The 20,986-nt window shown below is 62.9% G+C and carries 18 protein-coding genes and 2 tRNA genes; 10 read left to right on the top strand and 10 right to left on the bottom strand.

The window, feature by feature from the left end; all coding sequences use genetic code 11:
* Positions 1-391 precede the first annotated feature (391 nt).
* The 3 genes from ftsH to QNA11_RS17180 all read right to left on the bottom strand — a co-directional run bounded on the left by ftsH (position 392) and on the right by QNA11_RS17180 (position 3,683).
* Positions 392-2,266: an ATP-dependent zinc metalloprotease FtsH gene (gene ftsH / locus QNA11_RS17190; RefSeq protein WP_283483945.1), complete on the bottom strand. Its 1,875-nt coding sequence runs from the start codon at positions 2,264-2,266 to the stop codon at positions 392-394.
* An 89-nt stretch (positions 2,267-2,355) separates the two neighbouring features.
* Positions 2,356-2,844, bottom strand: a complete 489-nt coding sequence (locus QNA11_RS17185; RefSeq protein WP_283483944.1) for a CBS domain-containing protein — start codon at positions 2,842-2,844, stop codon at positions 2,356-2,358.
* 203 nt (positions 2,845-3,047) lie between these two features.
* The gene (locus QNA11_RS17180) at positions 3,048-3,683 is read right to left on the bottom strand and encodes a TetR/AcrR family transcriptional regulator (RefSeq protein ID WP_283483943.1); all 636 of its coding nucleotides are present in this window, start codon (positions 3,681-3,683) and stop codon (positions 3,048-3,050) included.
* 103 nt (positions 3,684-3,786) lie between these two features.
* Here QNA11_RS17180 and QNA11_RS17175 point away from each other — a divergent pair, with 103 nt between their 5' ends.
* Complete coding sequence (locus tag QNA11_RS17175; protein ID WP_283483942.1) at positions 3,787-4,785, top strand: aldo/keto reductase; 999 nt, start codon at positions 3,787-3,789, stop codon at positions 4,783-4,785.
* A gap of 42 nt (positions 4,786-4,827) precedes the next feature.
* Here QNA11_RS17175 and QNA11_RS17170 read toward each other — a convergent pair whose 3' ends face one another.
* The gene (locus tag QNA11_RS17170) at positions 4,828-5,733 is read right to left on the bottom strand and encodes a LysR family transcriptional regulator (RefSeq protein ID WP_283483941.1); all 906 of its coding nucleotides are present in this window, start codon (positions 5,731-5,733) and stop codon (positions 4,828-4,830) included.
* Positions 5,734-5,877: 144 nt separating this feature from the next.
* Between QNA11_RS17170 and QNA11_RS17165 the strand changes: the two genes are divergently transcribed.
* Positions 5,878-6,915, top strand: a complete 1,038-nt coding sequence (locus QNA11_RS17165) for an aldo/keto reductase (protein ID WP_283483940.1) — start codon at positions 5,878-5,880, stop codon at positions 6,913-6,915.
* A gap of 119 nt (positions 6,916-7,034) precedes the next feature.
* Positions 7,035-7,259, top strand: coding sequence for an antitoxin MazE family protein (locus QNA11_RS17160; RefSeq protein ID WP_283483939.1), 225 nt, complete (start codon positions 7,035-7,037; stop codon positions 7,257-7,259).
* Positions 7,260-7,345: 86 nt separating this feature from the next.
* Here QNA11_RS17160 and QNA11_RS17155 read toward each other — a convergent pair.
* Positions 7,346-7,435: transfer RNA gene (locus QNA11_RS17155), tRNA-Ser, on the bottom strand.
* 205 nt (positions 7,436-7,640) lie between these two features.
* Between QNA11_RS17155 and QNA11_RS17150 the strand changes: the two genes are divergently transcribed.
* A tRNA-Ser gene (locus QNA11_RS17150) sits at positions 7,641-7,730 on the top strand.
* A gap of 55 nt (positions 7,731-7,785) precedes the next feature.
* Here QNA11_RS17150 and mmsB read toward each other — a convergent pair.
* From mmsB to hppD, 5 genes are read right to left on the bottom strand one after another with little or no spacing between them, the layout of a single operon-like run.
* On the bottom strand, positions 7,786-8,661 hold the full coding sequence (gene mmsB / locus QNA11_RS17145) for a 3-hydroxyisobutyrate dehydrogenase (protein WP_283483938.1): 876 nt from the start codon (positions 8,659-8,661) through the stop codon (positions 7,786-7,788).
* A gap of 15 nt (positions 8,662-8,676) precedes the next feature.
* Complete coding sequence (locus QNA11_RS17140; protein WP_283483937.1) at positions 8,677-10,173, bottom strand: CoA-acylating methylmalonate-semialdehyde dehydrogenase; 1,497 nt, start codon at positions 10,171-10,173, stop codon at positions 8,677-8,679.
* 26 nt (positions 10,174-10,199) lie between these two features.
* Positions 10,200-11,207, bottom strand: coding sequence for a fumarylacetoacetate hydrolase family protein (locus tag QNA11_RS17135; RefSeq protein ID WP_283483936.1), 1,008 nt, complete (start codon positions 11,205-11,207; stop codon positions 10,200-10,202).
* On the bottom strand, positions 11,204-12,502 hold the full coding sequence (gene hmgA, locus QNA11_RS17130; RefSeq protein ID WP_283483935.1) for a homogentisate 1,2-dioxygenase: 1,299 nt from the start codon (positions 12,500-12,502) through the stop codon (positions 11,204-11,206). Before hmgA ends, QNA11_RS17135 begins: the two co-directional genes overlap by 4 nt.
* Positions 12,503-12,508: 6 nt before the next feature.
* Positions 12,509-13,621, bottom strand: coding sequence for a 4-hydroxyphenylpyruvate dioxygenase (gene hppD / locus QNA11_RS17125; protein ID WP_283483934.1), 1,113 nt, complete (start codon positions 13,619-13,621; stop codon positions 12,509-12,511).
* Between the two features lie 112 nt (positions 13,622-13,733).
* Here hppD and maiA point away from each other — a divergent pair, with 112 nt between their 5' ends.
* The 6 genes from maiA (at position 13,734) to QNA11_RS17095 (ending at position 20,969) form a co-directional block, all read left to right on the top strand.
* Entirely contained in the window at positions 13,734-14,369 is a 636-nt protein-coding gene (gene maiA / locus QNA11_RS17120; protein ID WP_283483933.1) for a maleylacetoacetate isomerase, read from the top strand.
* Positions 14,370-14,452: 83 nt separating this feature from the next.
* Positions 14,453-15,622 (top strand): isovaleryl-CoA dehydrogenase, encoded by a 1,170-nt coding sequence (locus QNA11_RS17115; RefSeq protein ID WP_283483932.1) that lies wholly within the window; start codon positions 14,453-14,455, stop codon positions 15,620-15,622.
* Positions 15,623-15,635: 13 nt separating this feature from the next.
* Positions 15,636-17,240 (top strand): carboxyl transferase domain-containing protein, encoded by a 1,605-nt coding sequence (locus QNA11_RS17110; protein WP_283483931.1) that lies wholly within the window; start codon positions 15,636-15,638, stop codon positions 17,238-17,240.
* Positions 17,241-17,246: 6 nt separating this feature from the next.
* Positions 17,247-18,038 (top strand): enoyl-CoA hydratase-related protein, encoded by a 792-nt coding sequence (locus tag QNA11_RS17105; RefSeq protein ID WP_283483930.1) that lies wholly within the window; start codon positions 17,247-17,249, stop codon positions 18,036-18,038.
* Between the two features lies 1 nt (position 18,039).
* Complete coding sequence (locus tag QNA11_RS17100) at positions 18,040-20,034, top strand: acetyl/propionyl/methylcrotonyl-CoA carboxylase subunit alpha (protein ID WP_283483929.1); 1,995 nt, start codon at positions 18,040-18,042, stop codon at positions 20,032-20,034.
* Positions 20,031-20,969, top strand: coding sequence for a hydroxymethylglutaryl-CoA lyase (locus QNA11_RS17095; protein WP_283483928.1), 939 nt, complete (start codon positions 20,031-20,033; stop codon positions 20,967-20,969). Before QNA11_RS17100 ends, QNA11_RS17095 begins: the two co-directional genes overlap by 4 nt.
* The last annotated feature ends 17 nt before the right edge of the window (positions 20,970-20,986 follow it).

The raw sequence follows: 20,986 nt of genomic DNA, 5'->3' as shown, positions 1-20,986 counted from the left end.
CCCAGCCCTCCGTGGAAGCCTTGCGCCGCTCTGCGTGCGGGCCTCCATCAACACGATGCAAAAGAAAACACATTGGCTCGACGACGCGGCGCTCGAACCGATCGGCGACGCAACGACGACCTCGGCGGCCGCCGTCGTTCACTGGATTCCATATCGGTCGCGAGTGTGCGCGCTTCCGAAGCGGACGTCTTGCGTGTGGAGGAACTGTTTTTGATCCAGCCTGATCAGGCTTCCAGTTTAGCTTCGAAAAATCGCTTTATCTCGGCAATGGAGCCGGCCAAGGCAATCCCATGAGAAATTTCACTCGGCCTGCGTCCGCTTGTTTACAAACGACGCAAATGAGTGCGGGAACAAATTAGAATCGCCTTCGAATAAACCCTCCGCCATTTTCTCATCGAGCGGAATCGCTCACGCCGACATGCGTCGCGGCTTGCGCGGAAACGATCGCTTTCACCCGCGCCGACAACGCGCCTAGGTCTTCTTCGCCGAAGGTTTCCGTTTCGAGCAGACGCTCCGCCGACTCGCGATGCACGGATGCGCAAGCGCGCAGAAGCTCGGTCGCCCGCTCGAACGCCTCCTCGACGAGACGGCCGATCGCTTCGTCGATCCTTGCGCTGGTTTCGTCGCTCATTTCCGATTGCTGCGGACCGAGACCCTGTAAATCCAGATAACGCGGGCGTTCGACGACGAAAGACGCGCGCCCGAGCTCTTCCTCCATTCCGTAGCGCGTGACCATGGCGCGCGCCATCTCCGTCGCGCGTTGCAGATCGTCCGCGGCGCCGGTCGTCGCCTCCTGGAAAATGAGCATTTCAGCCGCTCTACCGCCGAGCAGCACGGTCATGCGGTGGAGCAGCTCCGTCCGCGTCATCAGATAACGATCTTCTGTTGGCATTTGCATCGTATAGCCGAGCGCCCCGAGGCCGCGCGGGATGATCGAGACTTTCTTGATCGCATCGACGTCCGGCAGCGCCATTGCGACAATGGCGTGGCCCATCTCGTGATAAGCCACGATCCGCCTCTCGCGCGGATTGAGAATGCGCTTGCGCTTCTCAGGGCCGGCGAGAACGCGCTCGATCGCCGCGGTAAAGTCGGCGGCCGAAACCGCCGCCGCCTTGCGCCGCGTCGCCAGCATCGCCGCTTCATTGACCAGATTTGCGAGGTCGGCGCCGGTGAACCCCGGCGTCATCGCCGCGATCTGCGCCGCATCCACGTCGCCGTCCAATTTGACCTTTGCCAAATGCACCTGAAGAATGGCGACCCGGCCGTTCTTGTCTGGCCGATCGACTGAGATCTGACGGTCGAAACGCCCCGCGCGCAAAAGGGCCGGGTCGAGCACCTCCGGGCGATTGGTCGCGGCGAGCAGCACCACGCCGACCGTTGGATCGAAGCCGTCGAGTTCGCTCAGGAGCTGGTTGAGCGTCTGTTCTTTCTCGTCGTGGCCGCCGCTCAGGCCGGAAATCCCTCTGGCGCGCCCGAGCGCATCCAATTCGTCGATAAAGATAATGCAAGGCGCGGTGGCGCGCGCCTGCGCGAAGAGATCGCGAACGCGCGCGGCGCCGACGCCCACGAACATTTCGACGAATTCCGAGCCGTTGATTGAAAAGAAGGGAACCCCCGCCTCGCCCGCCACCGCGCGCGCCAGCAAGGTCTTGCCTGTTCCGGGCGGGCCGACGAGGAGGATGCCCTTGGGCACATGCGCGCCGAGCCGGCCATAGGTCGCCGGGTCTTTGAGAAACGCCACGATCTCTTGAAGCTCTTCCTTGGCTTCATCGACGCCGGCGACGTCGCGGAAGCCGATCCGAATATCCTTTTCGACGAAGATTTTGGCCTTGCTCTGCCCGACGGACATGATGGAGCCGAGCCCCTGCCCGAGGCGGCGGGAAACAAAGCTCCAAATGAGAAAGAAAATCGTCGCCGGCAAAATCCAGGAAAGAAGGGTCGACACCCAGGTGCTTTCGGCGGCCCCGGAATATTTCACCTTCGCGGCTTCGAGCTCTTGGGCGAAATTCGGGTCGACGCGACGGGCGAAAATGTCCTTGCGCCCGTCGGGCATCGGCGTTTTCAATGTGGCGCGCACAGTTTTTTCGCCGACCTCGACATCGGCGATCTTTCCCTCACGCAGCATGTCGTAGAATTCGCTGTAAGAGACAATCTGGACGCGGCTGCTTGTGTCCAGAAGCTGGTGGATGAGGAGGATCGCCGAGAGGGCAAGCAGGAAATAGCCGATGTCGAAACGTGTCCTCGGCTTGTCGCTGGATTGATCCATAATGGTTTTTCCCCACCAAACGCCATGCCGGACGCCGGCCGATCCCGTCCCGGGAAGCCTGCTCGAGCATAACCTTGCCGCACGCCCGTTCAATCGGCGGCGACCACCCTGCCCTGCTCCGTCACCGGCGGCGTTCGGAAAGGGGCCTCCAGCTCCGCCGCGATAGCGCGTACAATATCCGCTCGCGTTACGATCCCGACCATCCGGCCGTCGTCGCAAACGAGAACCCGCTTGATCTTATGCGCCTCCATCAGGCGCGCGATCTCCTCGACCTCCGCTGTTTCGGCGACCGCGATGACCGGATGCGACATCAGCTCTCTGACGCAACGATTGTCGCTCCAGGCGGCGGCCAGAAATTTCTCATCCAGCGGCTCACCTTCCGCCAATTGGGCGAGCCACCATTGGGCGCGCTCCTTCCGGCGCAGCTCATTGGCGGCGGCGAGGTCGCCCTCGCTGATCATACCGACGGGCTTTCCCGCCTCGAGGACCGGCGCGGCGCTGATCGATTTCTCGATCAACAGCCGCGCGACGTCGCGCATGGTCGCATCGCTCTCAACGAAGGCCACGTCTGTCGTCATAATATCTTTCGCGCGCATGTTCGGCTCCGGGGCCGCGAGAATGGCTCGATCGGCGCCTGTCATTGTCAAGTATGTTCAATGCGGCGTTTCACAACCTGAGCATGCGCGGCTTCGTGCAAGCGGTCGCGACCCTGTCCTGGCGAGCAACCGCGGCGCAACTCGAAAAACGGCCTTATCGACAGGGCGTCTGGAGCGGACGCCGGTTATCGCCTGCGACCGGATATTTCGACCGGCTTTTCCGCCGCATCGCGTTTCAGCATGGCCGCAAGCGTCTGCTGCAACATGTCCGCGACAGCGCGGCGATCGGCCTCGGGATCACGAAGGGGCAGCGCTTTCAACCCGTCGATCATCGCGATCATGATCGTCGCCGTCGTCTCGGGATCGAGGGCCGGATCGATCGCTCCCCGCTGCTGCCCCTGCCGTAGCACATTTGCCAGAATGCTGCGCAGCCTGCGGCTGTGCGCCTGCACCAGCTTCGCCATGCCGGCGTTGCGCGTGCTCTCCGCGAGCATTTCGAAGACGAGCTGCGAACGGGCGTTCGGCCCGCTGGGAACGAGCTGGCTGATTTCCTCGACGAGTGACGCCACGACGCCGCCCTCCTCGATCGGCAATTGCTCGAAGCGCCGGCTGATGTTGTCGAGCCAGGCCTCGGAGAGCGTGGCGACGATCGCGTCCTTGCTTTTGAAATAATGATAGAGGTGGCCCGGGCTGATTCCGGCCTCCTTGCAAATGTGCGCGATCGAGGCGCCCTTGAGCCCGCTGCGCTCGAAGCAGCGTCTGGCGGCCGACAGAATTTCCTGCCGCTTTTGATCGTGCCGGGCGGGATCGAGCTTTCTCATTCTGCCCTTCCAAAAACTAGAGCAGCCGCTCTAGGAATCTTGCCCGCCGCTCCCGTCGTGGATATAAAGATAGAGCGATCATTCTAGCAAAAGGAACATTCCGTTGAAGCTGCGGCGATTAGGGAAGGACGGACCTGAACTGCCGGCGCTCGGCCTCGGCTGCATGGGGATGTCGCCGTTGCGCCCGCGGCCCGGCCGCCACGATGCGGCGCAAGACGCCGAGAGCGTGGCGACGATCCAGGCGGCGCTCGACGCGGGGATCCGGCTGATCAACACCGGCGACTTCTACGGCATGGGTCACAATGAATTGCTGCTGCGCGACGCGCTGCGCGGTCGCCGAGACCGGGCTTTTCTCAGCGTCAAATTCGGCATGATGGTCGCGCCGAGCGGAACGCCGCTTGGTCTCGACGTCAGCGCCCGCGCGGTCAAGAACTTCTGCTCCTATTCGCTGGAGCGGCTTAACACCGATGTGATCGACCTCTACCAACCCGGCCGTATCCCAACCTCGGCCCCCATCGAGGAGACAGTCGGCGCGATCGCCGACCTCATCAAAGAAGGCAAGGTCCGCTATCTCGGCCTGTCCGAGGTAACCGGCGCGCAGCTCCGCCGCGCCCACGCGGTTTATCCGGTGACGGCCGTCGAGGTCGAATATTCGCTCGCCGGCCGCGCCATCGAGGACGACCTGCTGCCCGTGGCGCGCGAGCTCGGCGTCGGCGTCGTCGCCTACAGCGTGGCGGCGCAGGGGCTTCTCACCGGCGCGATCAAGGGGCCGCTGCCGCCCGGCGACGCGCGCAACTGGACGCCGCGCTTCCAGGGCGAAGCGCTCGCGAGAAATCTCCGCGTTGTCACGGAGTTCGAGAAAATGGCGGCCGCGAAGGGCTGCACGCCCACGCAACTCGCCGCCGCCTGGGTGTTGGCGCAGGGCGCGGACATCGTGGCGCTGATGGGCATGAGCAACCGCAGCCGAATTCGCGAGAATCTCGAGGCGACCGCCATCCTTCTCTCGGCCGGCGAACGCGCCGCCCTCGACCGTCTCTTCGCGCCGGGGGCCATCGAGGGGGATCGCTACGCGCCGCAGATCGTCAAGATGTGGCGTACGTGATCGCTCACAGGAACGCCGCCACGGCCTATTTCCGAGACAGAGTCATAATACCTTCCCTCTTTCCGCGAGGAAGTCGAGGAGCGCCCTTACCCGCGAGGGGAGCGGCCCGCCCTGGCCGATGTGGATGGCATGGAAGGCTTCCCGGTCGCCGGGGTTTAGATGTTCGAGAACAGGCCGAAGGCGGCCGGCGGCGATGTCGTCGCGCACGGTAAAGCTGGCGAGACGCGCAAGCCCTGCGCCGCCGAGCGCCAGCCGCCGCAGCGCCTCGCCATCGCTCGCTTGCACGCGCCCGACGGTGGGAACAACGATATTTTCGCCGTCCTTGAGCATTGGCCAGCCATCGACGGTGCGGACATAGCCGAAGCCGAGGCGGTTGTGACGGTCGAGTTCATCCACCGTCTTCGGCTCGCCGAAGCGCGCGAGATAAGCAGGCGCGCCGACGACGACCATGGCTGTATCGCCCAGCTTTCGGGCGACCAGGCTGGAACTTTTGAGCGGTCCCGCGCGAACCGCCACGTCGGTTCGCTCCGCCAGCAGATCCATCACCAAATCGGTCTGGATGAGATCGAGCGTGACGCCGGGATAGCGGTCCAAAAACTCGGGCAGGATCGGCGCCAAGATATGCGTGGCATAGGAGGCGTTGGCAGTGAGCCGGATTCGACCCACCGGCTGCTCGCCCGAGCCTGCACTACGTTCGGCGTCCTCGATGTCGGCCAGAATGCGCGCCGCCCGCTCATAGAATGCGCATCCCTCCGGCGTGAGCTGAAAGGCCCGGGTAGAACGGTTGACCAACCTTGCGCCAAGGCGAGCTTCCAGACGGGAGACGAGCTTGCTGACGGCCGAAGGCGTCATGCGGCGCGCGCGTGCGGCGGCGGAGAACCCCCCGCGCTCCACGACACAAACGAAGACCTCCATCTCGCCGGAACGGTTGATCTCTGGCCGCGTCATTGGTCATTCAATTCATAAGTGATGTTCCTATCGGCATTCTAGGTCGCCTTCAGCGCGGCGTCTATCTTGGGAACGTCTTCCGGGTTGGTCTCGCGCAGGCTTCGTTCCGGCGATCGCCCACTCGCCATTTGAAAGGATCATTCAATGGAATATCGCTCGCTCGGTCGATCAGGTCTCAAAGTTCCAGTTTTGAGCTTCGGCGCCGCCACATTCGGCGGCGTCGGGCAGTTGTTCCGCGCCTGGGGCACTACCGACGCCAACGAAGCGCGCCGTCTCGTCGACATTTGCCTGGACGCAGGCGTCAACCTCTTCGACACGGCCGACGTCTATTCCAACGGCGCCTCCGAGGAGGCGCTTGGCGCGGCGCTGAAAGGGCGGCGCGATCACGCGCTTATCTCGACAAAAACCAGCCTGCCGATGGGCAATGGCCCGAATGACGCGGGCTCGTCGCGTTTCCGCCTTATCCGCGCCGTCGAGGACGCGCTGAGGCGGCTCGGCACCGACTATATCGACCTCTTGCAGTTGCACGCCTTCGACGCGGCGACGCCCGTGGAGGAAGTGTTATCCACGCTCGATACGCTCGTGCGCGACGGGAAGGTCCGTTATGTCGGCGTGTCGAACTTCTCTGGCTGGCAGATCATGAAGGCGCTGGCGGTCGCCGACCGCTACGGCTGGCCGCGCTATGTCGCCAATCAGGTCTATTACTCGCTGATCGGCCGCGATTACGAGTGGGATCTCATGCCGTTCGGGGCCGATCAGGGTCTCGGCGCTCTGGTGTGGAGTCCACTTGGCTGGGGACGGCTCACGGGCAAGATCAGGCGCGGCGCGCCATTGCCCGAAGGAAGCCGCTTGCATGAGACCGCTCAGTACGGCCCGCCGGTCGAGGACGATTATCTTTACCGCGTCGTCGATGCGCTGGAGGCGGTGGCGGCGGAAACCGGGAAGACCGTGCCGCAAGTGGCGATCAATTGGCTCATCCAGCGCCCGACGGTCTCTTCCGTGATCATCGGCGCGCGCAACGAGGATCAGCTTCGCCAGAACCTCGGCGCAATCGGCTGGACGCTTTCCGCCGAACAGATCGCCACGCTCGACGAAGCCAGCGCCGTTGCGGCGCCCTATCCGCATTTCCCCTACCGGCGGCAGGAAGGGTTCACCCGACTTAATCCGGGTATGGTGGGTTGAACCCCGTCGGGGTTTTTGCGTAACGATCGCGGCATCCGGGACGCTTGCCAAACCGAATCTGTTTCCCGTGCCCAGCGCCTCGCGATAGGTTACATGTAACCTGATCAGAGGATCGGATCATGGCGCAGCCAAGAGGCGCGAAGCCCATCAAGGCGAAGGGGCGGGAGCACCGAGACCGGCTGCGCGCCCAAGGCCTGCGGCCGATCCAGATTTGGGCGCCGGATGTGCGGGCGTCGTCCTTCCGATCTGAGGCGCACCGGCAATCTCTGGCCGTGGCGGCGAGCGCCCATGCTGCCGAAGATCAGGCGTTCATCGACGCCGTGTCGGACTGCGACGAAGAATGAGGCGGGGAGACATCTGGACCGTTTCCGGCGGCAAGCGCTACGCAGGCAAGCCTCGCGGCATGCGAGCCAATCAAACGGAAATGGAATGGCGGAGGGGGCGGGATTCGAACCCGCGATACGGTTTCCCGTATACACACTTTCCAGGCGTGCGCCTTCAACCACTCGGCCACCCCTCCGTTGGCGCGCAATATATTCATGGCGGCTCGGAACGCAATTGCCGAGATCGAAATTATCCCTCTTGCGCCCAAATTTCCGTCTTTTAGGTCCAAACGGCGTTTCGGTTGCGCCAATGGCGCGACTCCCGCTTGATCACGCGTCGATTTGCGTGTTAAGGGCCACTCACCACAAAGCTGTGGCCCCTCGGGGCCGAATCGGCGCGCCGGAGAGGTGGCTGAGTGGTTGAAAGCACCGCACTCGAAATGCGGCATACGGGCAACTGTATCGGGGGTTCGAATCCCTCCCTCTCCGCCACAAATTCAATCACTCGGCGTCGTCTGCGCTCCCCGCTGCGGGGACTGCTTGCGCCTCAACGCCGGCGCATCGCCTGAATCACCCCGGAGAAGTCGTCTTCCCCGCCCCCTTCGCTCTCGAAATCGGAATAGAGCCGAGCCGCGGCTGAAGCCATGGGCGTCTCGAGCCCGGAGCCCGCAGCCGCCATTTCGGCGAGCCTCAAATCCTTGAGCATGAGCTTCGTCTGGAAGCCGGCCTTGTAGCCCCGGTTGGCGGGCGAATCCGGGGTCAATCCCGCCACGGGGCAATAGCTCGTCAGCGACCAGGATTGCCCCGACGAGACCGACGCCACGTCGAAGAGCGCCTGGCTGGAAAGGCCGAGCTGCTCGGCGAGGGTAAAAGCCTCGGCCGTGGCGGCCATGGCGACGCCGAGCATCAGATTGTTGCAAATCTTTGCTGCTTGCCCGAGCCCCGGGCCGCCGCAATGCACGATGCGCGCGCCCATGCTTTGCAGGATTGGCTGGGCCTTCTCGAAAGCCTCTAGTTGGGCCCCGCACATAAAAGTGAGCTTGCCCGCCTGTGCGCCGGCGACTCCGCCCGAAACTGGCGCGTCCACCGATAGCGCGCCCCGTGCGCGCGCCAGGCCATGGGCGCGTCGGGCGCTCGCCAGATCGATGGTGGAGCAATCGATGAAGAGCGCATCGGCTGCAAGTCCGAGCAATCCCTCCCAGACAGATAGAACCTGGCCGCCGTTTTGCAGCATTGTCACAACTGCATCCGCGCCCTCGGCCGCCTGCTCCATTGAGTCGCTGAGCCGGAGGCCTTGGCTCGCCGCCTTATCGCGGGCGGAGGCCGAGCAATCATAACCCGCGATCTCATGGCCCGACGCCGAGAGATTGGCGGCCATCGGAAGCCCCATGGCGCCCAATCCGATGAAGGCGATGCGAGACAAATTGGCTCTCCTTGCTCAGGACATCGTCGGAAAGGCGAAATTCGCCCCTTCCCCGCCGCCGCCAGCCCAGCGCGAGGTGACGGTTTTCGTTCTCGTAAAGAAACGAAACGCATCTGCGCCATGCTGGTTGAGATCGCCGAAGAAAGAGCGTTTCCAGCCGCCGAATGTGTAATAGGCGAGCGGCGTCGGCGTCGCGACATTGACGCCGATCATCCCGGCTTTGGCGCGCGAGGCGAAATCCCGCGCGACATCGCCCGACCTAGTGAATATGGCGGCGCCATTGCCATATTCGTGCTGATCGACAAGCGCGAGCGCCTGTTGGTAATTCTCCGCGCGCACGACCGAGAGCACGGGGCCGAAGATCTCTTCCCGGTAGATTCGCATGCTGGGCTCGACCTCGTCGAACAGACAGCCGCCGATGAAGAAGCCGCTTTCATAACCCTGCATCTTGAAACCGCGCCCATCGACGATGAGCTTGGCGCCTTCGGAAAGACCGAGCGAAACGTAGTTTTGCACTCTGTCGAGATGGGCCTTCGAGATCAGCGGCCCAAAGTCCGCCGTTTCATCCGTCGAAAGCCCGACCTTCAAGGACTCGACTCGCGGCGCCAGCCGATGCAGCAGCTCCTTCGCGGTCGATTGGCCAACCGGCACGGCGACGGCAACCGCCATGCAGCGCTCGCCAGCCGAGCCGTAGCCCGCGCCAACCAGCGCGTCGACAGCTTGGTCCATGTCGGCGTCCGGCATGACGACCATGTGGTTTTTTCCAGCGCCAAAACATTGCGCCCTTTTGCCGTTCCCCGTCGCGCGCGCATAGACATATTCTGCGATCGGCGTCGAGCCGACAAAGGCGATCGCTTCGACGTCGACATCATCGAGGAGCGCGTCGACCGCCTCTTTGTCGCCGTTGATCACGTTGAGGACGCCTGGCGGCAGGCCGGCTTCCAGCATCAGCTCCGCGAGACGCAACGGCACGCTGGGATTGCGCTCCGACGGTTTGAGAATGAAGGCGTCGCCGCAGGCAATCGCTGGCGCGAACATCCACATCGGGATCATCGCCGGGAAGTTGAACGGCGTGATCCCGGCCGCGACGCCAATGGGCTGGCGCATGGAGGCGATGTCGATGCCGGCGCCGGCGGAATTCGTGTAATCGCCTTTGAGGAGATGCGGCGCGCCCACGCAAAATTCGACGACCTCCAGCCCGCGTTGAATATCGCCGCGCGCATCGGCGATCGTCTTGCCATGCTCGCAAGCAAGGAGCCTGGCGATGGCCTCCTGCTCTCGCGCCATGATCTCGAGAAAGCGGATCATGACGCGCGCGCGCCGCTGTGGATTGACCGCCGCCCACTCGGCCTGCGCGGCCCGCGCATCGGCGACGGCGGCGTGAACCTCTTCGGATGAAGCCAGCGGCGCGCGAGCCCTGACGGCGCCGGTCATCGGCTCGTAAACGTCGATGAAACGGCCGGACCGCCCGGGGACGCGACGCCCTCCGATAAAATGCGTCAGCTCCTGCATCTTTATTTTCCTCGGTAATGTCGCCGCTATCTCGCCTCCACATGCTGCTCGATCGCTCCGAAGATCGAATGGCGCTCATCGTCCAGCATCTCAATGCGCACGACGTCGCCGGCTTTGAGAAAAGGCGTGCGCGCCGCGCCTTCCGTCAGCGTCTCGACGGTGCGCTGCTCGATAAGGCAGGAATAGCCGAGGCCGCCCTTCGCGATGGGAAGCCCCGGCCCGCCATCCGCGCCGCGGTTCGACACCGTGCCCGAACCAATGATCGTTCCAGCCGACAGCGGACGCGTGCGCGCCGCATGGGCGATCAGTTGTCCAAAATCGAAGATCATATCGGCGCCGGCGTTCGGTCGACCGAGGGGCGCGCCATCGATAGACGAGAGCAGCGGCCGCGAAAGCTTACCGCCGTCCCAGGCCGAGCCGAGCTCATCGGGCGTTACCGCGACGGGAGAAAAAGCAGAGTTGGGCTTGGACTGGAAAAAGCCGAAGCCTTTGGCGATCTCGTCGGGCACGAGCCCGCGAAGCGTGATGTCGTTGACGAGCATGACGAGCAGGATGCTCTCCCGCGCCGCGACGGGCCCGACGCCCATCGGCACGTCGTCGGTGACGACAGCGATCTCCGCTTCCAGATCGAGGCCGTGTTGCGCGTTGTGCAGAAAGATCGGATCGCGTGGCCCCAGAAAAGCATCGGAGCCGCCCTGATAGATGAGCGGTTCGCTCAAGAAGCTCGCGGGCATCTCCGCGCCGCGCGCTTTCCTGACAAGCTCGACGTGGTTGAGATAGGCGGAGCCGTCCGCCCATTGGAAGGCGCGCGGCAAAGGAGACGCGCAATCGCGCTCGCGAAAGCGGAACGTCGCCGTGGAGTCGGCTTCAACCTGTTCGTAAAGCGCCTGAAGCAGCGGGGCGATGCGCGCCCAATCGTCGAGCGCCGCCTGCAGCGTCGGCGTGATGTCACTGGCAAGCGCAGCGCGCGTCAGATCGCGTGAGACGACGACGAGCCTGCCGTCGCGACCGCCTTTCAAGGATGCGAGCTTCATGGCCGCTGCCTCTCGAACCGGTCGAGCAGACCATCCCAGCAAGCGGCGTAATCCACCTGACGACTTTCGAGCGTCAGGGCAAAATGTGTCGGATGCTGCGGCAAGCGCGACTCGAACATGAAAGCAAGCGTATTTTCGAGCTTGGCGGGCGCAAGCTCCGCATGTGTCGCAATCTCGAACGCCGCCGCATCTGGCCCATGCGGCAGCATGGCGTTGTGCAAAGAGACGCCGCCTGGAACGAAGCCGCTCGGCTTCGCGTCATAAGCGCCAAAGATAAGCCCCATGAATTCGCTCATGACATTCATATGGAACCATGGCGGCCGGAACGTATGCTCAGCGACCTGCCAGCGCGGCGGAAAAATGACGAAGTCGACGTCGCCCACGCCCGCTTGAGCGGACGGCGAGGTCAGCACGCAGAAGATGGAAGGGTCGAGGTGATCGAACAGCAAGGCGCCGACAGGACAGAAGCGACTAAGATCATATTTGTACGGCGCGTAATTTCCATGCCAGGCGACGACATCGAGTGGCGAACCCCGGGTATCGCACACATAAAAGCGCCCGCCCCATTTGACCATCATGGCGGAGGGGCGCTGGCTATCCTCGAAAGCGGCGACAGGCGTGAGAAAATCGCGGGCGTTGGCGAGGCCATTCGCGCCGATGACGCCACGGCTCGGCAGAACGAATGGCGCGCCATAGTTCTCGCACAAATAGCCTCGCACAGGACCATCTTTCAGACTGACACGGAATTTCACGCCGCGCGGCAAGACACAAATTTCGCCCGGCCCCACGTCGATGCGCCCAAATTCCGTGTCGAAGATCAGCGCGCCCTGTTCTGGCGCGACCAAAATCTCGCCATCGGCATTAAAAAAATACGCGTCGACCATAGACCGCGTCGCAACATAGACGCCCGGCGCCATTCCCATGCGCGCGTCTGCGTCGCCCGCCGTCGTCATGATCCGCACGCCCTCGATAAAGGTGACGGCGCCGTCGGGCAGCGGCGTCGGCCCCCATCTCATCTGGTCGATTGGATGCGCTGGCGTCGTTCGGCAGGGCGCTGTCTCCCACAGAGGCAGCTCGGCCGCCCGGAAGTTTCGCGCATGCATGACAGAAGGACGAATGCGGTAAAGCCACGAGCGCCGGTTGGACCCTTGCGGCGCAGTGAAGGCCGAGCCGGAGAGCTGCTCCGCATAGAGCCCGTAAGGGCAGCGCTGGGGTGAGTTCTGGCCTTTTGGCAAAGCCCCCGGCAAGGCTTCCGATTCGAACTCATTGCCGAAGCCGCTCATATAGGCCGACATCGCGCGTCACTCCGCTGGTTTCAGCGCGCCGCGGCGCAATTGATCCTCTTCGATCGACTCGAAGAGCGCGCGGAAATTGCCCTCGCCGAATCCCTCGTCGCCCTTTCGCTGGATGAACTCGAAAAAGATCGGGCCGATGACGGTCTTCGAGAAGATCTGCAAAAGCAGACGCGGCGGCGAACCCGCGGCTCCCTCGGCGCCGTCGATCAATATGCCGAGCCGCTTCAGTCGCTCGATCGGCTCCCCGTGGCCCGGGAGGCGTCTTTCGATCGCTTCATAATACGCATCCGGCGGCGCTGGCATGAAGTCGAGCCCACGTTCGCGCAGGCGTTCGACAGTCGCGTAGATGTCCCGGCACAAGCAGGCGACATGCTGTACGCCCTCGCCCTTATAGGCGTGGATAAATTCCTCGATCTGGCTGGTCTCGTCGGCGCTTTCGTTGATCGGAATGCGAATCTTGCCGCAAGGGCTCGTCATCGCGCGCGAGTGAAGCCCGGTGAACCGCCCCTCTATGTCGAAATAGCGAATTTGCCGAAAGTTGAAGAGGCGCGCATACCAATCGGCAAGCTCGTTCATGCGTCCGCGCCGGACATTATGAGTGAGATGGTCGATCACGAGGAGACCGACGCCCTCGGGCCTCGGCTCGGCGGCGCCGGTCCAGCGAAAATCGACATCCCAGATCGACCCGCGCGCGCCATAGCGGTCGACAAGATAAATGAGCGCGCCGCCGACGCCCTCGATCGCAGGAATATGAAGCTCCATCGGACCCGGATGCGCGGGGATAACCTTTGCGCCCAAAGCGGCGGCGCGGCGCAATGCATGGGCGGCGTCCCGCACCCGGAAACCGATCGCGCAGACAGACGGCCCATGGCTTCGCGCGAAGGCCGCGCCGAAACTATCGGGCTCAGCATTCAAAACATAGTTGATGTCGCCTTGCCGAAAGAGCGTGACGTCCTTCGACCGATGGCGGGCAACCGCCGAAAAGCCCATCGTCTGGAACAGCGCGGCGAGCGCCGCGGGATCGGGATGGGCGTATTCGACGAATTCGAAGCCATCCGTCCCCATCGGATTATCGCCGGGGAGAAGGTCGCCCTCTTCCTGTCGCGTGAGCGGATCCATTGTCTTCTTCCTCTCTCGAGAGGCGAGACGAACAAACACGAAATATAGCGGCGCCGCCGGGCTTGAAGCCCTATCTCGAGCCTATCGAGATGTTTTTCGCTGGAGGCCGAGCATGCTCCTTTATGATTACTTCCGCTCGTCGGCCGCCTTTCGGGTGCGCATTGCTCTTGCAATGAAAGGGATTTCGGTGGAACGCCGCTTCGTCCATCTCGTGAGAGATGGGGGGATGCAAAAGAAAAAAGCCTATCGCGAAAAAAAACCTCAAGCTCTCGTTCCCGCGCTCGAGCTCGACAATGGCGTGACGCTGACTCAATCCCTGGCGATCATTGAATATCTCGATGTGCTGCAGCCAACGCCCCGCCTCATTCCGGATGACCCGATCCTTGCCGCGAAGTCGCGGGCCGTTGCGCTCGCCGTCGCTTGCGACATTCATCCACTCGGCAATTTGCGGGTGCTCGCCTATTTGAGGGACGAGCTTGGGCAGAGCGAGCAAGCTATCGCGGACTGGCGCAAACGCTGGGTGCACGACGGCCTGGCGGCGATCGAGTGCTTGATCGACCCCGCCCCCTTTTGTTTCGGCGCGCAGCCGACGATCGCCGACCTCTGCCTCGCGCCGCAGCTCTTCTATGCGGCGCGCTTCACGATCCCGCTCGACGTCTTTCCGAAAGTGCGCGCCGTCGGCGCGGCCTGCGACGCGCATCCCGCCTTTCGCGCTGCGCACCCTTCCGCACAGCCAGACGCCGAGTAAAGGCGCGGTCGGCGCCTTGAAACCGGCCGGCGCTGGCAAATATAGCCGTCATGCCGGCGCTTGGCGTAAAGGAGCGGGGCGCGATGCGCCATTTTGCCAGGGTTCTGGATTTCGATCTCGGCGAGACCACGGACCTTCTGCGAACGCAGGTCGAAACATTTGCTGCGCGCGAGATCGCCCCGCGCGCAGCGCGGATCGACGCCGATAACGCCTTCCCGAGCGAGCTATGGAGAAAGCTCGGCGCGCTCGGCTTTCTCGGCGTCACAGTGGCGCCGGAATATGGCGGCGCTGGTCTTGGCTATCTCGAGCATGTGATCGTCATGGAGGAGATCAGCCGCGCCTCGGCGTCTGTCGGTCTCTCTTATGGCGCGCATTCCAATCTCTGCGTCAACCAAATCCATCGTAACGGCTCGCCTGAGCAAAAGCGGCGCTATTTGCCCAGGCTCGTCTCTGGCGAGCATGTCGGCGCGCTGGCCATGTCCGAACCGGGCGCGGGTTCAGATGTCGCCAACATGCGCTTACGCGCGGAGAAGCGCGGCGATTCTTACGTTCTCAACGGCGCCAAAATGTGGGTGACCAACGGGCCGGACGCCGACGTTCTGGTGGTTTACGCGAAAACCAACGCCTCGGCTGGCGCGCATGGCATTACCGCCTTCATCATCGAAAAGGCGTTTCCGGGCTTTCAGCCCTTGGCCAAAATCGACAAGCTCGGCATGCGCGGCTCGAACACATGCGAGCTGGCGTTCGAGAATTGCGTCGTCCCGGCGGAAAATGTGCTGGGGCTTCGCGAGCAAGGGATTGCCGTATTGATGAGCGGGCTCGACTATGAGCGCGCGGTGCTTGCTGGCGGGCCGATCGGCATCATGCGCGCCTGCATGGATGTCGTCCTTCCTTATGTCCATGATCGCAAGCAATTCGGCCAACCGATCGGCGAATTCGAGCTCATGCAGGGCAAGCTTGCGGACATGTATACGGCGCTCAGCGCGGCGCGAGCTTACGTCTATGCCGTCGCCAAAGCGTGCGATCTCGGCAATGTCACGCGGAAAGACGCCGCCGCCGCGATTCTATTCGCGGCCGAGCGCGCCACTTGGATGGCGCTGGAAGCCATCCAATGCCTCGGCGGTAACGGATACACAAACGACTACCCGGCCGGGCGGCTGCTTCGCGACGCCAAGCTCTATGAGATCGGCGCGGGCACCAGCGAAATCCGCCGGATGCTTATTGGACGTGAATTGTATCAGGAGACAGCCTGAAGGAAACGAAACGATGGCGACGCTGGAGACGTCGATCGATACGCGTTCCTCAGAATTTGCGCACAACCGCGACGCAATGACGGCGCAGGTCGAACGGCTGCGCGCCATCTCCCGCAAAATTCGAGAAGGCGGGGGAGAGGAAGCACGCGAGCGGCAGCGGCGGCGCGGGAAAATGCTCGTCCGGGAGCGCATCGACGCGCTGATCGACCCGCTGTCGCCCTTCCTGGAGGTCGGACAATTCGCGGCGCATGATATGTATGACGGCAAGCTGGCCTGCGCTGGCGTCGTGGCTGGAATCGGCAGGATCAACGGCCGTGAATGCATGATCATTGCGAATGACGCAACGGTGAAGGGCGGCGTCTATTTTCCAATGACCGTCAAGAAACATTTGCGCGCGCAGGAGATCGCAGCACAAAATAGGCTGCCCTGCCTGTATCTGGTCGATTCCGGCGGCGCCAATCTCCCCACGCAAGACGAAGTCTTTCCCGATCGCGAGCATTTCGGGCGTATTTTCTACAACCAGGCGCGAATGTCGGCGCAAGGCATTGCGCAAATCGCCGTGGTGATGGGCTCCTGCACGGCCGGCGGCGCTTATGTTCCCGCCATGTGCGATGAGACGATCATTGTGAGAAATGAAGGAACGATCTTTCTCGCCGGCCCGCCGCTCGTCGAAGCAGCCACGGGAGAAGTTGTGAGCGCCGAAGAGCTTGGCGGAGCCGAGGTGCACTGCCGACGCTCGGGCGTGGCCGATTACCTCGCTGAGAATGACGCGCACGCCATCGTGCTCGCGCGCAACGCCGTCGCCACACTTCCGCGTCAGCACGCAGCGCACTCGGGAAATCCACCGATGCAGCCGCGCCACGATCCGGCGGAGCTTTATGGCGCCGTTCCCGCCGATTTGCGCAAGCAGTTCGACGTCAAGGAAATTATCGCGCGCATTGTCGATGGATCGGAGCTCGACGAATTCAAAGCCCTTTATGGCCCAACTCTTGTGACCGGATTTGCGCGCATCTGGGGCTATCCCGTCGGGATCATCGCAAACAATGGCATTCTCTTTCCGGAGAGCGCGCTCAAGGCTGCGCATTTCATCGAGCTTTGCGCACAGCGCAAAATCCCCCTCGTCTTCTTGCAGAACACCACCGGCTTCATGGTGGGGAGCAAAGTCGAAGCGGAAGGCGTCGCCAAGGAAGGAGCGAAGATGGTGACGGCGGTGTCGACGGCTGCGGTGCCGAAACTCACGGTCGTTATCGGCGCCAGCTTCGGCGCCGGCAATTACGCAATGTGCGGCCGGGCTTTTTCGCCGAATTTCCTCTGGATGTGGCCAAACGCGCGCATCGGCGTGATGGGCGGCGCCCAGGCTGCCTCGGTGCTCTCACGCCTGCGCCGCCAGGCCATGCAATCGCGCGGCGAAGAATGGTCTCTTGAACAAGAGCGGGAATTCGCTGCGCCGATCCAGGCGAATTACGAACGGCAAAGCGACCCGCTCTATTCGAGCGCCCGGCTTTGGGACGACGGCGTCATCGATCCCGCCGATACGCGCCGCGTTTTGGCGTTGGCGCTGTCGGCGAGCGCCAATGCGAAGATCGAGGATACCCATTTTGGTCTGTTCCGCATGTGAGGTTGCATGGATATTCTCGAATCGATCGACGAACGCGGGGTCGTCCATCTGACGCTCAATCGTCCACATCGACGCAACGCCTTCGATCGCGCCTCCATGCTGGAGCTGACGACGATATTACGCCGCCTCGACTCCGACGCGCGCGTGCGTGTCGTGGCGCTCTCCGGCGCTGGCGGCAATTTCTGCGCCGGCGGGGACATCGAATGGATGCGCGGTCTCGCCAACGCCTCGCCAGAGGCGCAGGAAGACGATGCGCTGGCGCTCTCGGAGATGTTCCACACACTCGATACGCTCTCGAAGCCGACAGTGGCCATGATAGAGGGCGTTGCTTTCGGCGGGGGCGTCGGTTTCGTCGCTTGCTGCGACATCGCCATATGCGACAACAGCTCAAAGTTCTCCATGAGCGAGGTCAGGCTTGGGCTGGCGCCCGCGGTTGTCGGACCGTATGTCGTAAGAGCCGTTGGTCCCCGGGCGTCGCGCGCCTTGTTCCTGACCGCCGAGCCCATTTCAGCAGAGAGAGCCCTGCAAATTGGACTTGTTCACCAGATCGCCCAGAAAAACGAAATCGAGGCGGCGCGCAATCATGTGATCGATGCGTTGTTGTCCGGCGCGCCGGGCGCGCAGGCGCAGACCAAGAGCCTTGTCGCGCTCTGCGAGCAACGTCCGATCGATCTCTCGCTCAGGCGAGAAACCGCGCATGTGATTATGGCGCGTTGGGCCTCTTTGGAAGGAGCAGAAGGCTTGAGCAGCTTCCTTGAAAGGCGTGCGCCAAATTGGCGTCCACGCCGGCAAGCCTGACATGTTTCGAAAAGTGCTCATCGCAAACCGCGGGGAGATCGCCTGCCGCATTGCGCGCACGGCGCGTAGGATGGGCATCGCGACTGTGGCTGTCTATTCGGAGGCGGATCAAAACACCCTGCATGTGGCGGTGGCCGACGAAGCGATTAACATCGGCCCACCGTCGCCACAGGAAAGCTATTTATCGATCGATCGAATCCTGGACGCAACGCGTCGAAGCGGCGCGGACGCCATCCACCCGGGCTACGGCTTCCTCTCCGAGAACCCGGATTTTGCAGAAGAGTGCAAGCAGTCGGCGCTTACGTTCATTGGGCCGTCGGCGGCGGCAATGCGTCTGATGGGCTCCAAGGCGCAAGCCAAGGAATTGATGGCGCGCATCGGCGTGCCGATCCTGCCGGGCTATCATGGCGAGGCGCAGGAAACGGCATTGCTCGCCGAAGCTGCAGCGGCGATCGGATTTCCTGTTCTCGTCAAGGCGTCGGCCGGAGGCGGCGGACGTGGCATGCGCGTCGTTTCGACGCCGGGCGAGCTCGATCTCGCCATTGAGAGCGCTCGGCGCGAGGCTGTCGCAGCTTTCGGCGACGGTCGATTGATGATCGAAAAATATCTGACCCATCCAAGGCACGTGGAGGTCCAGCTTTTCGCGGACGCGTTTGGCGCTGTCGTCACCTTTCCAGAGCGTGACTGCTCCTTGCAGCGCAGACGCCAAAAGGTCATCGAAGAAACGCCTGCGGCCCTCCCTACCGATCTGAGTCGCTCGATGCGCGCGGCGGCAACGAAGGCAGCCCGCCATTCGAGCTATGTCGGCGCAGGCACGGTAGAGTTTCTCATCCAGGACGGCGCGTTTTATTTCCTCGAGATGAATACGCGCCTTCAGGTCGAGCATCCGGTTACCGAAATGATTTGCGGCCTCGATCTCGTAGAGTGGCAGTTCCGCGTCGCTGCGGGCGAGACGCTGCCGCTGGCTCAGGAGGACATAGAAACCCGAGGCTGTGCAATCGAAGCGCGGATATGCGCTGAGAACCCGGCCGAAGGGTTCATTCCCGCAACGGGGGTCATCGCTCACCTACGGTTCCCACAGCAGGACGCTCATACGCGAGTCGATTCCGGCGTTCGGGACGGCGATCGCCTCTCGTCCTATTACGACTCTCTCCTGGCCAAGCTCATCGTCTGGAGTCCAGATCGCGCTAGCGCCATCATGAGGCTGCAAAAAGCGCTCGATAGCTGCGAACTCGTCGGCGTCGCTACTAATCTCGACTTTTTGCGCGCGCTGGTAAGAGACCCGCGCTTCGTGCTTGGCGACTATGACACAAGCTTGATAGGCGCATTCCAGGACTGGACGCAGCCCGCCGAGCCTCAAGACGAAAAATTCCTATTTTCAGCAGCGGCGGCGGCCTGGCTGGACGAAGTAGCCAGAAGCGCAGAACGAGACGCCGGCGCTTCTGGCGATCCCTGGTCCCCATGGGGCCTGGCTGACGCCTGGCGCCTCTACGACAGCGCGTCGCAGGAAGTCGCATTTCTCTGGGATGGCAAATCGCTATCGGGGCGCGTTCGCCCGCTGGGAGCTAACGCGTTTTTGCTGGAGACTTCTTCGCAGGCGTTTCAAGTGCAAACGAGCCGGGACGGCGACAGATGGGCTATCTTCGTCGACGGCGTGAAGCGCGATGTCGCGATCATTCGGCAGGGAAAACATTACGTCGTCGTTCTTGCGGGACGCAATTATTCGCTTGAACGCTTGGACCTGTTCGCGCCAAGAGCGACGGATCAAGCGAGAGAAGAGACTCTCCTGGCGCCGCTCCCTGCCCGGGTAACGCGCATTTTGGTCAAGGCGGGGGATCGGGTCTCGAAAGGAGAACAGCTTCTCATGCTGGAGGCAATGAAGATGGAAATCACGCTCACCGCGCCGCGCCACGGAGAGGTCGAGAATATCTACTGCAAAGAGGGGGAGACGGTTCGCGAGGGCGCCGATCTCGTGCGCCTCGCGGAGGCGTCGTGACGCTGCCGTCTCGCGTGCAAATCGTCGAGGTCGGACCGCGCGACGGCCTCCAAAATGAAGCGGCGATCATGCCGGTCGCCGTGCGCGCGCGGCTCATCGAGCTTCTCTCTCGCGCCGGGCTCAACCGCATCGAAGCGGGGAGCTTTGTCTCGAAGAAAGCCGTGCCACAAATGGCGGGCACAGCCGACGTCTTGCAGTTGGTACAAGTTCCAAAAGGCGTAAGGCTGGCCGCGCTTGTTCCAAACGTCCGGGGCTTCGCTGCCGCAAGCGCGGCCGGCGCGGGCGAAGTCACGATCTTCGCCGCCGCGACTGAGAGCTTCTCTCTTCATAATCTGGGCTGTGGAGTCGACGAGAGCTTCAGAAGATTTTCCGAAGTTGCGATAGCGGCGAAAGACGCGCGGCTGCCGATGCGTGGCTATGTTTCCTGCGCGCTCGGTTGTCCCTATGAAGGCAAGGTCGATCCAGAACGTGTGGTCGAAACGGCTCAGCGCCTTTTCGCGCTTGGTTGCTATGAAGTTTCGCTCGGCGATACAATCGGCGTCGGCACGCCGCTCGCCGCGCGGAGGCTGATCGAGCGCGTGGCGCAAACTATCACCGTCGCGCACATTGCCGTTCATTTCCACGACACCTATGGCCAGGCCTTGGCCAACATCTATGCCTGTCTGGAGGTCGGCGTCGAAGTGGTCGATAGCTCCATCGCCGGGCTTGGCGGCTGTCCCTTTGCGCCCGGCGCCGCTGGGAATATCGCGACGGAAGACGTGGTCTACATGCTCGATGGGTGTGGCGTCGAGACGGGCGTCGATCTGAACAAGCTCCTCGACGCCACGCGCTTTATCTGCGGGAACCTCGGCAGACCACCGGAGAGCAAGGTCGCGCGGGCGCGCCTTGCAGGCGAAGGCTTGCCGGGACAGCGCTGCGCGACAAATCTCTCATAGGCAAGGGCGAGGATTTG

Source organism: Methylocystis sp. JR02 (genome assembly GCF_030063565.1).
Classification (GTDB): Bacteria; Pseudomonadota; Alphaproteobacteria; order Rhizobiales; family Beijerinckiaceae; genus Methylocystis; species Methylocystis iwaonis.
Note: the sequence above shows the minus strand (reverse complement) of the source record. Positions and strands in the feature narration are given on the sequence as shown.

Excerpts from the sequence above, each read along its gene's own strand:
- QNA11_RS17100 (WP_283483929.1), top strand. The coding sequence starts at position 18,040 with ATGTTTCGAAAAGTGCTCATCGCAAACCGCGGGGAGATCGCCTGCCGC.
- QNA11_RS17110 (WP_283483931.1), top strand. The coding sequence starts at position 15,636 with ATGGCGACGCTGGAGACGTCGATCGATACGCGTTCCTCAGAATTTGCG.
- QNA11_RS17135 (WP_283483936.1), bottom strand. The coding sequence starts at position 11,207 with ATGAAGCTCGCATCCTTGAAAGGCGGTCGCGACGGCAGGCTCGTCGTC.
- QNA11_RS17180 (WP_283483943.1), bottom strand. The coding sequence starts at position 3,683 with ATGAGAAAGCTCGATCCCGCCCGGCACGATCAAAAGCGGCAGGAAATT.
- ftsH (WP_283483945.1), bottom strand. The coding sequence starts at position 2,266 with ATGGATCAATCCAGCGACAAGCCGAGGACACGTTTCGACATCGGCTAT.
- QNA11_RS17160 (WP_283483939.1), top strand. The coding sequence starts at position 7,035 with ATGGCGCAGCCAAGAGGCGCGAAGCCCATCAAGGCGAAGGGGCGGGAG.
- maiA (WP_283483933.1), top strand. The coding sequence starts at position 13,734 with ATGCTCCTTTATGATTACTTCCGCTCGTCGGCCGCCTTTCGGGTGCGC.
- hppD (WP_283483934.1), bottom strand. The coding sequence starts at position 13,621 with ATGGATCCGCTCACGCGACAGGAAGAGGGCGACCTTCTCCCCGGCGAT.
- QNA11_RS17170 (WP_283483941.1), bottom strand. The coding sequence starts at position 5,733 with ATGACGCGGCCAGAGATCAACCGTTCCGGCGAGATGGAGGTCTTCGTT.
- QNA11_RS17165 (WP_283483940.1), top strand. The coding sequence starts at position 5,878 with ATGGAATATCGCTCGCTCGGTCGATCAGGTCTCAAAGTTCCAGTTTTG.
- QNA11_RS17185 (WP_283483944.1), bottom strand. The coding sequence starts at position 2,844 with ATGACGACAGACGTGGCCTTCGTTGAGAGCGATGCGACCATGCGCGAC.
- QNA11_RS17115 (WP_283483932.1), top strand. The coding sequence starts at position 14,453 with ATGCGCCATTTTGCCAGGGTTCTGGATTTCGATCTCGGCGAGACCACG.
- QNA11_RS17105 (WP_283483930.1), top strand. The coding sequence starts at position 17,247 with ATGGATATTCTCGAATCGATCGACGAACGCGGGGTCGTCCATCTGACG.
- QNA11_RS17140 (WP_283483937.1), bottom strand. The coding sequence starts at position 10,173 with ATGCAGGAGCTGACGCATTTTATCGGAGGGCGTCGCGTCCCCGGGCGG.
- hmgA (WP_283483935.1), bottom strand. The coding sequence starts at position 12,502 with ATGTCGGCCTATATGAGCGGCTTCGGCAATGAGTTCGAATCGGAAGCC.